We start from the raw sequence: 14,533 nt of genomic DNA, 5'->3' as shown, positions 1-14,533 counted from the left end.
CACCTCGCTCCCGTCATCGGATTCACCGGTTCAGTACTACGACGGCCACGACCAGGGCCTGTGCGATGGCCAGCGGGGTCAGCACGACCCAGGCCAGCTCCAGATAGCGGTCCATGCGCAGGGTCGGCACCCGGCGCCGGGCCCAGAGCAGGAAGGCCAGGACGGCCGCTGTCTTGAGTACGGTCCACGCCCAGCCGGGCAGCAACGGGCCGTGTCCGCCGCCCAGGAACAGCGGCACGCTGAACGCCGCCGCCACGACCAGCAGCAGCCACCGGCCGCCGAGGAACAGCACCCGGTCCGCACCGGACAGTTCGGAGGCCGCGCCACCGGCGGCGTCGTGTCCGACTGGTTGATCGAACGGACCCCAGAACGCCATCGCCATCGCGCTGAGCAGATAGATCCCGAAGGCCGCAGGCATCCACACCGCGAACCACAACCCGGCCTGGGCGTCGACGACTTCGCCCACGCGCAGCGACTCCGCCCCCAGCGCGGCCGTCGTGATCGCGAGCATGTGCGGCAGCTCGTACGCCAGCCCCTGTGCCAGGAACCGGTACCCGCCGATGAGCGACAGCGTCGAGTTCGGGCCCCAGCCCGCCAGCCACACCGCCGCCCAGGCCAGCGCCTCCATCGCGTTGAACCAGACGATTCCGTCCGGCAGATCGGACACCGACCGGAACCCGAGCGGCAGCACTACGGCGGCCAGGACGGCGGCGACAGGAAGGAGAGCCGCTCCGATCCGGGCCAACGGTACGTCGGACGCACGTGTCCGCCGCGGCTGTTGCACGAGGTGCCGCAGTACCTCACGGCCGGGCCCCGTCGCGCGGACGGCCAGCTCACGCACGGATGCCGGTCGTCCGTTGCGCACGCCGGCCGAGAGCACGGCGTCGAGGCCGGCCACGACCACGGCCACCGCCACCAGGAGAGCGGGCAGAACGAGGACGGCCCACAGAGGGGTGCGTTCAGTCATGGGCCGCCCCTGCCGCCGGAACGTGCGCGAGCTCGTCGAGGTCCGGGTCCAGGCTCGCGACGATGATCCGCGCACACGCGAACTCGGCGCCCTCCAGCAGGCCGGGCAGGGCATCCAGCAACGCCCGCGACGGAGGCACCGGTCCGTCGAGCTCCCCGCGAGGCCCGACGGCTTCCGCCCCGTCCAGAAGGCCGCCGCCGTCACAGGCGGCCGCACTCCGCCCGACCGCGTCCAGCCACACGAGCATCCGGCTGTACGCGTCCCCGTCGGCGCCCAGGGCCGGGCCGGTGACCCCGAGATGCCGCGCGTGCTCGGCGGGCAGCGGACCCAGCCCGGCGGTCAGCCACCGCAGGGTGCGGGACCGCTCGGCCCTGCGGATCAAGGGACGTACGAGAGTGGAGAGTTCGGCGGTGTCCGCTCCGGCCAGCGCGCGGTCCCGTACGTGCCGGGCGCGGTCGGCCATGTCGGCCCACCCCGCCACGGCGAAGAACCGGCCCAGGCTGTCCAGATGCGCCGCACACAACCGTCGTGCCGCATCGCCGCGTGTCACGCGCTCGCCCGCGACGGCGCGGAGCCACGGCTCGTTCCAGAAGGGCGGACGCGGGGAGGCGGGGACCAGCGGCTCGACGCCGGCCTGCTGGACGACGTCGCCCTGGAGGGTCAGTCGCAGGATCAGTCCGGCGGGCCAGGCGGGGAGGCAGGGGCCGAGCGGTACGTGCAACCGGTCGAGCCTCAGCCCGTCCCTGTCATCGGCGCGATCGGCCATGGGCAACCCGTCCACGACGCCGCCCATGTCGTGTCCGGCGTGACCGTGATGACCGCCGTCCATCTGGTGCCCGGCGTGCCCGGCGTGCCCGTCGTGCCCGTCGTGCCCGTCGTGCCCGTCGTGCGACTCGTGTCCACCGTGCGCATCGTGATGATCTGTGTGCCCGCTCTGGTCCGGTCCTCCGGCGGACCCGTCCCTCCTTCGCTGACCACCGTCCGGGGCGCCGACCGTACGCGCCGGTTCTCCGCGCCGGAGTTCGGCGAGCCCTCGATCGAGGGTCTCGGTGACCTGGTCGGTGTTGGTGAGCAGTACCCGGGACTTGGGGGCCGGCATGGCCCGCCACAGATTCGCGACCCAGTCACTCTCCTCGGCGTCGCGATCGCCCACGATCACCAGCAGATCCGCCTCCGCGGGAACGGCCACGCAACGCCACCCGCGCTGCGCCAACTCCGCCTCGACGGCGAGCCGTTCTCGCGTGGCACCGGGACACACCGCCAGCAGAACCCCCGGCCGGGCCATGGCCGTTCGCGTGAGCCGACGCCTCAGTTCCACCGGAAGGCCCCCTCCCGCCAGGCGTATCCGACGCCCGCCAGCAGGATGCCCAGGAAGAGGAACATCTCGACGACCGCACTCGTGCCGACGGCCGAGACGACCTTCGTCCACGGATACATGAACAGCATCTCCATGTCGAAGGCGAGGAAGACCATCGTGACGGGATACCAGCGGACGTGGAACCGTGAGAGGGGATGCTCCTGCGGTTCGAGCCCTCCGCTGAACGGTCCGGTGTGCAGTGGCTCGCGGACCGCCCTCACCGCGATGGCCAGGGCATGGAGCAGGACGACGGCTGCGACGACCAGCACGAGGAGGGCCAGGACCGGTTGCCAGTCCGATGTCTGCATGCGGTCCCCTTCCCGGTGCTCGCCGTCACAGGGTTACCACGCCGGGCAGCATGTCAGTCGGCCGCGTAGTACGGAACGTACGACACGAGGTCGCCGGAATGCCGCCAGGCGGAAGCCTCCTGCTGAACGTTCCCTGGCTGCTGACTCCTGGGCAGGTCGCCCACGAGGAAGGTGGTCAGTGGTAGGCGTGGACGACGGCGTGGCCCTTGCCGCGGCCGATCATCCACTTGTTGACCGGGGTGGTGAGCAGGAAGGCGATGACGAACCCGCCCAGCAGCGACGTCCAGAACAGGGTGTCGGACAGGTGGGCGTCCATCGCGTTGGGGACCAGGGCGATGATGCCGTTGTCGACGAGCTCCATCACCGCGATCGAGACGGTGTCCGCGGCCAGCGCCACTTTGATGGCGGTCCTGAAGTCCAGGCCCGCCCGGCGGACCGCGAACAGGGTGAAGGAGTAACCGAAGACGAACGCGAGGGCGATCGCCAGGACCATGGTGGGCACGTTGCCCCACAGCAAGGCGGTGCCGATGACCATTCCGAGGATCTCGCCGATCGCGCACCCGGTCAGGCAGTGCAGCGTCGCTTTCGCCGCGGTCTCCCAGGACGCGCCGCCGTGCATGTGTTCACCACGACCGCCGGCCGCCCGGTGCGCGGCATGGTCGTGAGCGGTGTTGTGATGTGCGGTGTGGTCCATGATCGCCATCCCGGGTTTCGTCGAGTGGGGACCGGCTTCGCGGCCTGACGCGGCGAAGCCGGTCGGTACGTCTGTTTCCGTCAGTTCCCGGTCGTCGTCGAGTCGCCGTCCGGGGAACTGCAGCACTTGCCGTCGCCGCTGTTGCAGTTGGCGGACAGGTCCGCCGCGCCGGCCCACAGGTCCTCGTCGATGGCGCCGTCCAGGCTGCGAAGCGCCTGAGCGGTGTCGGCGATGCTCCCGGAGGCCCCGGCCGTGGCTGCGCCGTCCTTGGGGGAGTGGTGGATGAAGCGTGCGGCGATCCGGTCGCAGAAGGCCGCGTACTCCCGGGTGTAGAGGATGAACGTGTGCCAGCCGATGTCGACCAGCGGTGACGGAGAGAAGCCCCCGGCGGGGTGCTCGGCGGCGAGCCGCAGGAATCGCAACGTCTCGTTGACGATCCGCTCGGCGAGCGGCCGTTCCATCGCCTCGTCCTGGACGACGCGGTTCACGAGGCGGTCCCACAGCTCGTCGTCGACCAAGTGGCGCTGGTCGGAGCGGACGTGAGCGTCGGAGATGGTTGCCAGGTTGGTCACGGGTTTCCGGTTTCCCTTCGGTTCCGGGCGTCGGAAGCGGCGGCGAGCGCTTCGCTTCAGACACCCCCCATGGGTATCCTGGGCAACGTAACATACCGATGGGGGGTATGGGTAAGGGCTGCTGTGCGCCGGAGCGGTCACGTGTGTCGAGGGGGTCGGGTGAGAGGCGGCTCACATCGGTGCACCCATGTCGGCTCCATACCCCCTAGGGGTATATATTGTTCTGGGTGGACCGCTCACAGCGGCCCCACATCCATCAGTCAGCGCATCACGAGATCAAGGGAGAACGGCCATGCTTCAGGACGTCTACACCGTGAAGGGCATGACCTGCGGCCACTGCGTCGGTTCGGTCAGTTCCGAGGTCGGCGGCATCGACGGCGTGAAGGAGGTCGAGGTGGACCTCGCCACGGGCCGGGTGACCGTGACCAGCGAACAGCGCCTGGACTACGCCGTGGTCTCGGCGGCCGTCGACGAGGCCGGTTACGAGCTCACCGCACGGGAGGACAAGTGAGTACGGCCGCCAAGCTGGGGCTCTACGCGGCGGCGCTCGCCGTCGCGTTCCTGGGAGCGTTCGGGATCGGCCGGCTCGCGGGGCCGATCGGGGACGGCGACTCGGGAGGCGACGAGATGCCCATCGACCACGACATGGACATGGGCATCTCGGTTCCGAACGCGGTCATCACCGGATGGGAGGCATCGTGAGCGGCACCGGGAATGATCTCAAGGCCGCCAGTGACGGGGAGCTCGACGTCGTCGAGCTCGCCATCGGCGGGATGACCTGCGCCTCGTGCGCGGCCCGCATCGAGAAGCGGCTGAACAAGCTGGAGGGCGTCACCGCCACCGTCAACTACGCCACGGAGAAGGCGAAGGTCCACTACCCCGGCTCCTACGTGCCGGGCGACCTGGTGGCGGAGGTCGAGAAGGTCGGGTACACCGCGCAACTGCCCGCGCCGCCGCGTGACGAGGGCGCCGGGACCGACGCCCCCGCTCCGGCCGAGGTGGACCACACGCGTTCGCTGCGGGACCGGCTGCTGATCTCCGCGCTGCTGTCCGTCCCCGTCATCATCATGGCGATGGTGCCCGCCGCACAGTTCGAGTACTGGCAGTGGGCGTCGCTGACGCTGGCCGCCCCGGTCGTGGTGTGGGGCGCCTGGCCGTTCCACAAGGCCGCCTGGACCAACCTGCGGCACGGCGCGGCCACCATGGACACGCTGATCTCGGTGGGCACACTGGCGGCGTTCTTCTGGTCCCTGTACGCCCTCTTCCTCGGCACCGCCGGCACGCCGGGGATGACCCACCCCTTCGAGCTGACCATCTCCCGCTCGGACGGGGCCGGGAACATCTACCTGGAAGCCGCCGCGGGCGTCACCACCTTCATCCTGGCGGGGCGCTACTTCGAGGCCCGCTCCAAGCGCCAGGCGGGTGCCGCGCTCAAGGCCCTGCTGGAAATGGGCGCCAAGGACGTCGTCGTACTGCGCGGCGGCCGCGAGGAGCGCATCCCGACCAGCCGGCTCGCCGTGGGCGACGTCTTCGTGGTGCGCCCCGGCGAGAAGATCGCCACCGACGGCGTCATCACCGACGGCACCTCGGCCGTCGACGCGAGCATGCTCACCGGCGAGTCCGTCCCCGTGGAGGTCGCCCCCGGTGACGAGGTCATCGGCGCGACCGTCAACGCCGGCGGCCGCCTGCTGGTGCGGGCCACCCGGGTCGGCTCCGACACCCAGCTCGCCCAGATGGCCCGGCTGGTCGAGGACGCCCAGAACGGCAAGGCCCAGGTCCAGCGCCTCGCGGACCAGATCTCCGGGATCTTCGTACCGATCGTGATCGCTCTCGCCCTGGGCACCCTCGGGTTCTGGCTGGGCGCGAACGGCAACTGGGCCGAGGCGTTCACCGCCGCGGTGGCCGTGCTGATCGTCGCCTGCCCCTGCGCCCTGGGGCTTGCCACCCCGACCGCCCTCATGGTCGGCACCGGTCGCGGAGCGCAGCTCGGCATCCTGATCAAGGGCCCCCAGGTACTGGAGTCCACCCGGCGGATCGACACCATCGTGCTGGACAAGACCGGCACGGTGACCACCGGCAAGATGGGCCTGGCCCTGGCCGCCCCCGTCGCCGGAGGTGACCGGCTCGAACTGCTGCGGCTGGCCGGCGCGGTCGAGGCCGCCTCCGAGCACCCGATCGCACAGGCCATCGCCATCGGCGCGGTACGGGACACCGGCGAGGACCTGCCCGATGTCGCCGACTTCGCCAACATCGAGGGCCTGGGCGTCCAGGGCGTCGTGGAAGGCCACGCGATCATCGTGGGCCGGCCCCGGCTGCTGAACGAGTGGGCCATCCCCCTCCCCGAGGACCTGGAAAGGGTGATGACCGACGCGGAACGCGAAGGCCGCACCGCGGTGGCGGTGGCCTGGGACGGCGAGGCCCGCGGCGTCCTGGTGGTCTCCGACACCATCAAGCCCACCAGCGCCACGGCGATCCGCCAGTTCCGCGACCTCGGACTGCGCCCGATCCTGCTGACCGGTGACAACGCCACGGCGGCCCGCACGGTCGCCGCCCAGGTCGGCATCAGCGCCGACGACGTGATCGCCGAGGTGATGCCCGCCGACAAGGCGGACACGGTGCGCCGGCTGCAGAGCGAGGGCCAGAAGGTCGCCATGGTCGGCGACGGGGTCAACGACGCCGCCGCCCTGGCCCAGGCCGACCTGGGCCTGGCCATGGGCACCGGCACCGACGTGGCCATCGAGGCCAGCGACCTCACGCTGGTCCGGGGAGACCTGCGGGTCGCGGCGGACGCCATCCGCCTCGCCCGCCGCACCCTGACCACTATCAAGGGCAACCTGTTCTGGGCCTTCGCCTACAACGTGGCCGCCATACCCCTGGCCGCGGCCGGGATGCTCAACCCCATGCTCGCGGGTCTCGCGATGGCCTTCTCCTCGGTCTTCGTGGTCGCCAACAGCCTGCGGCTGCGCGGCTTCCGCGCACTGGCGGAGAACCGCGACGACACTCCGCAACCGTCACCGGCCGTCCCGGACCGGCGCGCCACCACCGGCGCCGCGGCCTGACCCCCGTCGACGGAGCCCATCGCGTGAAAGGGCGAGAGGACCCGGCCATGCACCAGACACTGAACCTCCTCCGGCGCACAGCGACCAACCCGGTCGTACGCGTCATCGCCGTGAGCCTGCTCCAGGCGGCCGCCACCCGACTCCAGCAGCCGAGCGCGTCCGCGGCGAACCCCGCCCGGTGCGGGACACCGGGCTGTGCACCGCGCTGAAACCGCACTGACACCGCCCTGGGATACCCCCACCCCGTATGTACTGGGTGGGGGTATCCTTGCCGAGGGGATGGCTCCCAACAATCTTCAAAGGACGAGGGGACACCGAACCATGGCCGGCCAGAAGAAGCACAAAGACGACGTACTCCTGCGCTTGCGCCGCATCGAGGGCCAGGTACGCGGTCTGCAACGGCTGGTCGAGGAGGACACCTACTGCATCGACATCCTCACCCAGGTGTCGGCGACCACCCGGGCCCTCCAGTCCTTCGCGCTCCAGATGCTCGACGAGCACATGGCCACGTGCGTGAGCGACGCCGTGGAACAGGGCGGCGAAGAGAAGGAACTGAAGCTCAAGGAGGCGTCCAACGCCATCGCCCGCCTCGTGCGCTCCTGAGCCGGCCGACCGCCATCCGGAAACAGGCCCCAACAAGGCCCCGACAAGCCGAACACGCCGGATCACACACCGAATCGCTTCCCGCTCGACACCCGCACGCCCGGAAGGCTTGATGCCTCGCCGGCCTCCAATACTTCCGCCCTGGCCGCAGCGGCCGACTTCTGTTCCTCAACCATGCCCGGAAGGGTTCTGAGCAGCCCACCGGCGGTGACGAGCGGGGCGGCGTCAAGGCCCCGCTGCTGCCGCTGCGCGTCATCACCGAGCGCAACCGCTCAGGCGCCAGTGATCCGCACGGCCTCGCCGAGGGCCTTCTGCCGCGCGGGCGTGAGCCCGTCGAGCATCGTCTGGCGGACGGCGGCCACGTGGCCGGGCCGTCCCGTGCCGGCCGGCCTCACACGGCCATCATCAGCAGCATCGCGGACATGGTCCCGCCCATGCCGATGTGGGCCGCCAGCGCCGCATCCGGCGCGGCTCCGAGTTTGCGGCGCCGCCCATGGCCTGCCCGCTGTTCTGTACGGGCCCTGTCCCACACCGAGGTCGTCAGGGATGCCAGGAAGACGAACACCGTGTCCGGCATGGCGAGCAGCCAACGACCCCAACTGAACCGAGCCCCAGTGCCCCGGCCGCCCTTGCGTGTGCGCCGGGCCCTGGCCCACACGGACGCCCCGATCGACAGTACGAAGTACACGGCGAGCGCCACGATCAGGAGCCGCCACACGGAGGCGGACCCGGCGGAAGCGCCGGTGTCGGCCGCGGCCTGCGTCACACCGTGCATGTCCATTCCGTGCGCGGAGTCCATCCCCTCCGTGGATTCCATGCCGGCCATCTCGTGGCTGTGCGCCGTGCTTGCGGTGCTTGCGGTGCTCGCCGTGTTCTCCATGCCCGGCATGTGCGCCATGGAGGAATGCCCCAGGGCGAGCACCGGGCCGGACGACGTACTCGTCATCGCGAGCGTCATGATCACCATGCCGGCGCTGCCGACGATGAGATGCACCCAGTGACGGCCGTGCTTCCATCCGCCCTCGCGCGTGTGCTTGACCGCCATCGCCACGCCCACGAGAGAGAGGAGGGCGAACGCTCCCGACCACCACATGCCGTAGCCCGCGTACCAGGCGACCGTCGCCGGCAGGGCCATGGCGACCATGCACAGGCCCATCAACAGGTCACCTCCGGCCGCGAGCCGGGCCGCACCGCCGGTGGTCACCACGCGGACCGCACTGACGGCGGCCACCAGAGCGGCGACCACCGCGACGGCCCAACTGAGCTCCATGGTCCCCATCTTCACCTTCCCGATCGTCTGAGCGCGGCCGGACCGCGATGCCGACGCGACCTCGTCGCACAGAGCACTCGTGGGCGTCTCCTGGGCTGTCAACTGCTAGTGCCCTTAGTACGTGTTGAGGTTGGGGAGCGTTCAGGGGCCGGTGAGATTTCGCGGCGGGGCGCTACAACGGGCTCGGCCCCGATCGAGCCGTGCGGGTACCCCTAGGGGGTACCGTTCGGGTACCCCCTGGGGGTAAGATGCGGGTTCGAGAAGCAACGAGCACAGCATTCGAGAAGCAACCAGCACAGCAAACGAGCACAGCACAGGTGGAGCGCATGTCGATTCGGTCAGCTCGCAGCGGTGGCGCAGCCGCCCGCTGGGCGTACGGGGTGTTCCTCACCCTGTGCGTCGCGCTGGCCGTGCTCGTTCACCACGAGACGTCCGCGATGGGCCTCCCGTCCGTGCCGAGCGCAGCCCACGCCGCCATGCCGGGCATGGCCCATGCCGCTCACGTGATGCCGGACGAGACGGCACCGGCGGTCTCGGACGACTCCTCCCACGGCGCCGACGACAACGGCGCGTGTGCCGCGCCCGGTATGCAGCACTGCGCCGCGGCGAGCATCGACTCCGTGCAGCTCGCCGTTCCCGCCCAGGCCGCGTTCGACCCGCTGGCGAACCCGGGCCAGGCCGTGGCCGGACGTACACCCGGCGCCACGGTCGGCCGAGCCCCGCCCGATCTGTCCGTCCTCTCGCAACTGCGCATTTAGGCCGCGCCCGACGGCGCGCGATGTGCCGTCCCTCCGCGACCGCATCGGCAGTTTCGAAACAGAGGACACCACCCCATGAACAGCATCAACCGACGCTCCGTCCTTCTCGCCGGACTGGGAGCCGCCGGGGCGGGCGCGCTCGCCGCGTGCAGCAGCGGCTCCGGCTCTGGCGGCAGCAACGCACTGGTGAACCCTTCCGGCTCGGCGGTCGCCGCCGCCGCCGAGAAGAAGCGCAAGGGCACCGGACGCCGCCAGAAGCTCACCCTGACCGCGGCGCCCGCCATGATCGACCTGGGCGGCGGTGTCATGCCCAGGACCTGGGCGTTCGACGGCCGCGCCCCCGGCAAGGAGGTCCGCCTGTCCGTCGGCGACACCCTGGTCGCCGAGCTGTCCAACCAGCTCCCGGACAGGACGGCCACGTCGATCCACTGGCACGGCATCGCGCTGCGCAACGACATGGACGGCGTACCGCCCGCCACCCAGACCGCCGTCCGGACCGGCTCCACGTTCACCTACGAGTTCGTCGCCGACGCGCCGGGCACGTACTTCTTCCACCCGCACGTCGGCGTCCAGCTCGACCGCGGCCTGTACGCGCCGCTGATCGTCGAGGACCCTAAGGAGACCCTCGCCTACGACGACGAATGGGTCGTCCTCCTCGACGACTGGGTCGACGGCGTCACCGGCACCCCCGACGAGGTCTTCGCCGAGCTCAAGCAGGGCATGGGAGGCATGGACATGGGGGAGAGCGCGAGCCCGAGCCCGAGCTCCAGCGGCATGGAGGGCCACGACATGGGGGACATGGGGGACATGGGAGGGATGGACATGGGCGACTCCGCGTCCCCCTCGGCCTCCGCCTCCTCGTCCGGCGACATGTCGACGAAGTTCATGCTTATGAGCGCCGAAAGCGACCTGCTCGGCGGCGACGCCGGTGACGTGAAGTACCCGTACCACCTGATCAACGGCCGGGTGGCGGCCGACCCGGACGTCTACACCGGAAAGCCCGGCAAGAAGGTGCGCCTGCGGATCATCAACGCGGGCGGGGACACCGCCTACCGGGTCGCCCTCGGCGACCACAGGCTGACCGTCACGCACACCGACGGTTTCCCGGTCCGGCACCAGGAAGTGGACGCCCTGCTGGTCGGCATGGGCGAGCGGTACGACGTCCTCGTCACCCTCGGCGACGGGGTCTTCCCGCTCGTCACGCTGGCCGAGGGCAAGAACGCGAACGGTCTCGCCCTCGTCCGCACCGGCTCGGGGAGCGCGCCGAAGGCAACCGTCCGCCCGAAAGAACTCAACGGCATGATCATGAGCGCGTCCCAGCTGCGTGCCGCCGACGACGTACGGCTGAAGTCCGCCAAGACCGACATCACGCACCAGATCAAGCTGACCGGAGGCATGGACAAGTACGACTGGGCCATCAACGGCACCCCGTTCGACATGAACGACCCCGAGGCGCACCCGATCCTCGTCGAGGAGGGCCAGCGCGTCCGGCTCGACTTCGTCAACGACACCGACATGTGGCACCCGATGCACCTGCACGGGCACACGTACCAACTGGGCGACTCCGGGCCGCGCAAGGACACGTCGATCGTGCTGCCCAAGAAGAAGCTGTCCGTCTTCTTCGACGCCGACAACCCGGGCCAGTGGATGCTGCACTGCCACAACGCCTACCACGGCGAGGCCGGGATGATGGCGAACGTGGCCTACCGGGCCTGACGTTCTCCTCGCGCCGTCCGGGCGGGCCCACCGGCTGGCGGTGGGTGCGTCCGGACGCGGCGTACAAGAGGTTACGGCGAGATGTCCCCCTCACGGGGAGCAGGTTCAAGGGCGGATACCGTCGGCTCTTCCCGCCTGCTGTGGCCGTCCTCCGTCTGACCGGATTCCTCCTCGGCCGCCGCACTGGATTCCGGTGCCGGGGACTCGGAAGCGGGCGTGGAGGGCTCCTCGGTGCTGTGCTTGTCCGTTTCCTCCTCCGTGCCGCCGCCGTGGCTGTGCCCGCTCTCGCCGGAAGGTTCGCCCAGTCCGTCCGCCACAGCCCGCAGGCCGAAGAAGCTGACGGCGGCCGTGAGGAGCACTGCCAGACCCAGGGACCCGAAGATGCGGTGCCAGGACGACTCCGCGTCCTTGAGCACGAAGGCGATGAAGGAGACCGCTATCCCAGGGGGACCAGTACGGCGCCCCGGTCCGGGAAGTCCTCGAAGTGCTGCAGGCCCCCCGCTGAGCATGCCGATGCCGAACGAGAGCATCAGTGAAGCCGCGACGATGAGGACCGCGCGTCGTAGTGCGGGCCGGTCGGCGACGAGCAGGAACTCGTTGACCACCGTCGCGGCCAGGAAGACCTGCACCCCGATGACGGCGATCTTCGTGTACCGGGCCGGTCCAGTGGGTGGTGCACCACGGCGCCGCTGATGAGGCCCGCGCCGACGAAGTACAGCACGTATCCGACGTAGCGGCCCGCGAGGGGTGCGGGCCTGCGGGCGCGTCGGCGGCGGGCGCGGCGGGCCGCCGCTCGGCCGCCTCCGGGGTGCGGCTGCGGGGGTACGGAGGGGGTGGGGTGGTCGGTGATAACGGACAAGACAGGGCCTTTCAACGGCTCGGAGTCGAGGAGGAGGGGGCAGCGGGCGGGGCAGGGCAAGGGTGCAATGCCGGGCGTTCGGCGGAGGCCGAGGCGCGGTGCGTGGCTGGCTTGCCGGTTCAGGGCGTACGAAGCCCTTCACGGTCCTGGGGCAGGCGCGAGCAGGAAGCGGCCCGACAGTGAGATGAGCTCGGTCTGCCTAGATGCGCAAAACGGAGGGTGCGCTGGGTGACCTCGTGTCCGGGTCCGCCTCGACGGCGTGGATGCCGGAGCGTGGCAACAGGTGGCAGGGGTCGGTCACTTCGAGCGGCGACGTGCTGGGCGGGGGCACGTCGAGTGCCTCACTCGGCTGGCTCGGCGCGCAATTGTGTGCGGCCGTCGCGGATTCGCCGTCCTCCTGGTGGCCGTGATCGTGGCCGGCGGAGGACTCCGGTTCGGCCACGGGCAGCGACGCGGTGACGCCCGCATCGAGGTGCCCGGCGGCGCTTTCTCCGTGCAGGCCATGGGAGAACAGCAGGCCGAGCAGCAGCGTCGAGAGCCACAGAAGACGGCTCGGCCGCGGAGCCCGCGTGCGGGCTCGCGTCTGGGCTGCGGCCGTCCGTTCCGTGAGCACGGCGCGATCATAGCCAGTCCGGCAGAGGCGTGTGCCGTCGCTCGCACGATGGGCTCGGCTCCGACGCGCCCCCTGGCTTCGAACCCATCGATGTGGACGTGACGCCGGTCTAAATACACTGTGCATTGACATAGACATAGTGTCTCGATAAAGCTGGGAGTCGTCACGAGGATCCGGACGACGACCCGGACGCCAGACGCGACGGGAAGGACACCGGCATGGCCGGCTCACTCCGTTACCCCCACCCGCACCGCGGTTCCGCCGAGCCGCCAGAGCCCGACGACCTGTATGCCAGTCCGCCGCCCTGGGACATAGGCCGACCGCAACCGGCGTTTCTCGCTCTCGCCGAGGCGGGCGTCATCCAGGGCCGGGTGCTGGACGTCGGCTGCGGGACCGGCGAGCACGTGCTCATGTGCGCCGGCCTCGGTCTGGACGCCACGGGCGTCGACCTCGCCGCCCGGGCCTTGGGCGCCGCCGAGGAGAAGGCGCGTGGGCAGGGCCGCGCGGCGAGGTTCCTCCTGTGGGACGCTCTGGAGCTGGCTGACCTGGAGGAATCCTTCGACACGGTGCTCGACTGCGGGCTCTTCCACATATTCGACGCCGAAGACCGCGCCGCCTACGTCGACAGCCTGCGGGCCGCGACGCGGCAGGGCGGCCGCTACTTCATGCTGTGCTTCAGCGACCGGCAGCCCGGCGAGTGGGGCCGTGTGCACAAGCTCGGGCGGGACGCGATCGAAGCCTCGTTCGCCGACGGATGGCGTATCGACTCCATCGAACCCAGCACGATCGACATCACCACCGACCCGGACGGCATCCGGGCCTGGCTCGTCGCCCTCACCCGGGTCTGACCCGGTGAGCAGCCCGAAGGGAACGCCATGCTGACCGCCGAGGCCCGCGTCGAGACCGAACGCGCGAGCCGCTACCTTGACCAACTCTGCCGCCACGCCCAGCAGATGGGGCAGCGCCCCCACTACCGGCCACGCGCTCACGGCGGCGGCGCCACGCACAGGCCCCCCGAGATGCACGATGTCGAATGGTCCGAAACCCGGGGGACCGTCCGCCTGAGCTTGGGCCAGTGGGCTTTGCGGGCCACGCCCGAGGCGCTGGTAGTGCGCATCGAGGCCGCCAACGAGGATGACCTGCAACGCATGCAGGACCTCATCGCCGCGCGCCTCGAAAAGATCGGCAGGCGCGACCACCTCAGCGTGTCCTGGCAACGATCCGAGGCAAGCGGAGTTCAGCGCGCCGAAGCCGCCGAGACCGACGGCTCGCATCCGCAGCAGGCGACACGGCAGGTAGCCGGCACCGCACGGCGCTGGCCCCTCAGGACAGTCGGCGGAATCGCGGCACTGCTTGTAGTCGGGCATCTCGCGCTGGGGGGAACCATGCTGGCGGCTGCGCAATGGTGGGGCTGGGGAGCCGGGGCCGTCGTCCTGCTGCTCGTCGTTTTGAAGGCCATCGGGCTAGGTGGCCTCGCCGCCCGTCACGGCCACCGCCACAGGCGTAGGGATAGGGAAAGGGTGCTCGGACGGCAGAGGCCGAAGACGTGATGCCCGTACCCGCCAGGGCTCAGCAGTGACCGTCGCAGAAGGCGGCGGCGTGTGCGGCTGCGCGGAGTTCACAGTCCGCCTGGACACGGTGGTTCCGCCGCGGTCCCCTGGAGCACTGGCTGCACGTCGCCACCCGACTCAGTCGCGACCTCAAGTGACCCCGACGTGAATGCACTTGAGGTACGGAGCTGCGAGAAGAGTAGTCGG

18 protein-coding genes are annotated in these 14,533 nt (G+C 70.5%); 9 read left to right on the top strand and 9 right to left on the bottom strand.

Annotation, left to right across the window (positions count from 1 at the left end; translation table 11 throughout):
• Nucleotides 1-22 precede the first annotated feature (22 nt).
• From LUX31_RS20915 to LUX31_RS20895, 5 genes are all read right to left on the bottom strand, one after another.
• Nucleotides 23-967 (bottom strand): NADH-quinone oxidoreductase subunit H, encoded by a 945-nt coding sequence (locus LUX31_RS20915; RefSeq protein ID WP_235476360.1) that lies wholly within the window; start codon nucleotides 965-967, stop codon nucleotides 23-25.
• The gene (locus LUX31_RS20910; RefSeq protein ID WP_235476359.1) at nucleotides 960-2,285 is read right to left on the bottom strand and encodes a hypothetical protein; all 1,326 of its coding nucleotides are present in this window, start codon (nucleotides 2,283-2,285) and stop codon (nucleotides 960-962) included. The genes LUX31_RS20915 and LUX31_RS20910 overlap by 8 nt, the downstream gene beginning before the upstream one ends.
• Complete coding sequence (locus LUX31_RS20905) at nucleotides 2,276-2,632, bottom strand: NADH-quinone oxidoreductase subunit A (protein WP_235476358.1); 357 nt, start codon at nucleotides 2,630-2,632, stop codon at nucleotides 2,276-2,278. Before LUX31_RS20905 ends, LUX31_RS20910 begins: the two co-directional genes overlap by 10 nt.
• 175 nt (nucleotides 2,633-2,807) lie before the next feature.
• The gene (locus tag LUX31_RS20900; RefSeq protein ID WP_235476357.1) at nucleotides 2,808-3,326 is read right to left on the bottom strand and encodes a DUF4396 domain-containing protein; all 519 of its coding nucleotides are present in this window, start codon (nucleotides 3,324-3,326) and stop codon (nucleotides 2,808-2,810) included.
• 80 nt (nucleotides 3,327-3,406) lie between these two features.
• The gene (locus tag LUX31_RS20895; RefSeq protein WP_235476356.1) at nucleotides 3,407-3,898 is read right to left on the bottom strand and encodes a glycine-rich domain-containing protein; all 492 of its coding nucleotides are present in this window, start codon (nucleotides 3,896-3,898) and stop codon (nucleotides 3,407-3,409) included.
• A gap of 292 nt (nucleotides 3,899-4,190) precedes the next feature.
• Between LUX31_RS20895 and LUX31_RS20890 the strand changes: the two genes are divergently transcribed.
• From LUX31_RS20890 to LUX31_RS20870, 5 genes are all read left to right on the top strand, one after another.
• Complete coding sequence (locus tag LUX31_RS20890) at nucleotides 4,191-4,409, top strand: heavy-metal-associated domain-containing protein (protein WP_235476347.1); 219 nt, start codon at nucleotides 4,191-4,193, stop codon at nucleotides 4,407-4,409.
• Nucleotides 4,406-4,600, top strand: a complete 195-nt coding sequence (locus LUX31_RS20885; RefSeq protein WP_235476345.1) for a hypothetical protein — start codon at nucleotides 4,406-4,408, stop codon at nucleotides 4,598-4,600. Before LUX31_RS20890 ends, LUX31_RS20885 begins: the two co-directional genes overlap by 4 nt.
• On the top strand, nucleotides 4,597-6,957 hold the full coding sequence (locus tag LUX31_RS20880) for a heavy metal translocating P-type ATPase (protein WP_268828173.1): 2,361 nt from the start codon (nucleotides 4,597-4,599) through the stop codon (nucleotides 6,955-6,957). Before LUX31_RS20885 ends, LUX31_RS20880 begins: the two co-directional genes overlap by 4 nt.
• Before the next feature lie 47 nt (nucleotides 6,958-7,004).
• Entirely contained in the window at nucleotides 7,005-7,166 is a 162-nt protein-coding gene (locus LUX31_RS20875; RefSeq protein ID WP_235476343.1) for a hypothetical protein, read from the top strand.
• A 112-nt stretch (nucleotides 7,167-7,278) separates the two neighbouring features.
• Nucleotides 7,279-7,560 (top strand): metal-sensitive transcriptional regulator, encoded by a 282-nt coding sequence (locus LUX31_RS20870; RefSeq protein WP_099502196.1) that lies wholly within the window; start codon nucleotides 7,279-7,281, stop codon nucleotides 7,558-7,560.
• Between the two features lie 272 nt (nucleotides 7,561-7,832).
• Here the strand turns inward: LUX31_RS20870 and LUX31_RS37490 are convergent, their stop codons facing one another.
• Nucleotides 7,833-7,955 (bottom strand): hypothetical protein, encoded by a 123-nt coding sequence (locus LUX31_RS37490; RefSeq protein WP_268828172.1) that lies wholly within the window; start codon nucleotides 7,953-7,955, stop codon nucleotides 7,833-7,835.
• Nucleotides 7,952-8,839, bottom strand: a complete 888-nt coding sequence (locus LUX31_RS20865; protein WP_235476342.1) for a DUF5134 domain-containing protein — start codon at nucleotides 8,837-8,839, stop codon at nucleotides 7,952-7,954. Before LUX31_RS20865 ends, LUX31_RS37490 begins: the two co-directional genes overlap by 4 nt.
• A 317-nt stretch (nucleotides 8,840-9,156) precedes the next feature.
• Here LUX31_RS20865 and LUX31_RS20860 point away from each other — a divergent pair, with 317 nt between their 5' ends.
• Together LUX31_RS20860 and LUX31_RS20855 are read left to right on the top strand one after the other, a co-directional pair.
• The gene (locus LUX31_RS20860) at nucleotides 9,157-9,588 is read left to right on the top strand and encodes a DUF6153 family protein (RefSeq protein WP_235476341.1); all 432 of its coding nucleotides are present in this window, start codon (nucleotides 9,157-9,159) and stop codon (nucleotides 9,586-9,588) included.
• 75 nt (nucleotides 9,589-9,663) lie between these two features.
• Nucleotides 9,664-11,304 (top strand): multicopper oxidase family protein, encoded by a 1,641-nt coding sequence (locus tag LUX31_RS20855; RefSeq protein ID WP_235476340.1) that lies wholly within the window; start codon nucleotides 9,664-9,666, stop codon nucleotides 11,302-11,304.
• A gap of 71 nt (nucleotides 11,305-11,375) precedes the next feature.
• Here the strand turns inward: LUX31_RS20855 and LUX31_RS20850 are convergent, their stop codons facing one another.
• Together LUX31_RS20850 and LUX31_RS20845 are read right to left on the bottom strand one after the other, a co-directional pair.
• Nucleotides 11,376-11,933, bottom strand: a complete 558-nt coding sequence (locus LUX31_RS20850; protein ID WP_235476339.1) for a hypothetical protein — start codon at nucleotides 11,931-11,933, stop codon at nucleotides 11,376-11,378.
• Nucleotides 11,934-12,362: 429 nt separating this feature from the next.
• Complete coding sequence (locus LUX31_RS20845) at nucleotides 12,363-12,776, bottom strand: hypothetical protein (RefSeq protein WP_235476338.1); 414 nt, start codon at nucleotides 12,774-12,776, stop codon at nucleotides 12,363-12,365.
• Between the two features lie 218 nt (nucleotides 12,777-12,994).
• Here LUX31_RS20845 and LUX31_RS20840 point away from each other — a divergent pair, with 218 nt between their 5' ends.
• Together LUX31_RS20840 and LUX31_RS20835 are read left to right on the top strand one after the other, a co-directional pair.
• Complete coding sequence (locus LUX31_RS20840) at nucleotides 12,995-13,624, top strand: class I SAM-dependent methyltransferase (RefSeq protein WP_235476337.1); 630 nt, start codon at nucleotides 12,995-12,997, stop codon at nucleotides 13,622-13,624.
• Between the two features lie 27 nt (nucleotides 13,625-13,651).
• A complete protein-coding gene (locus LUX31_RS20835; RefSeq protein WP_235476336.1) occupies nucleotides 13,652-14,326 on the top strand; it encodes a DUF2218 domain-containing protein in 675 nt (224 codons plus the stop codon).
• Nucleotides 14,327-14,533 lie beyond the last annotated feature (207 nt).

Source organism: Streptomyces sp. GQFP (assembly GCF_021545335.1).
Taxonomy (GTDB): domain Bacteria; phylum Actinomycetota; class Actinomycetes; order Streptomycetales; family Streptomycetaceae; genus Streptomyces.
This window is presented reverse-complemented; position numbering and strand designations above follow the sequence as displayed.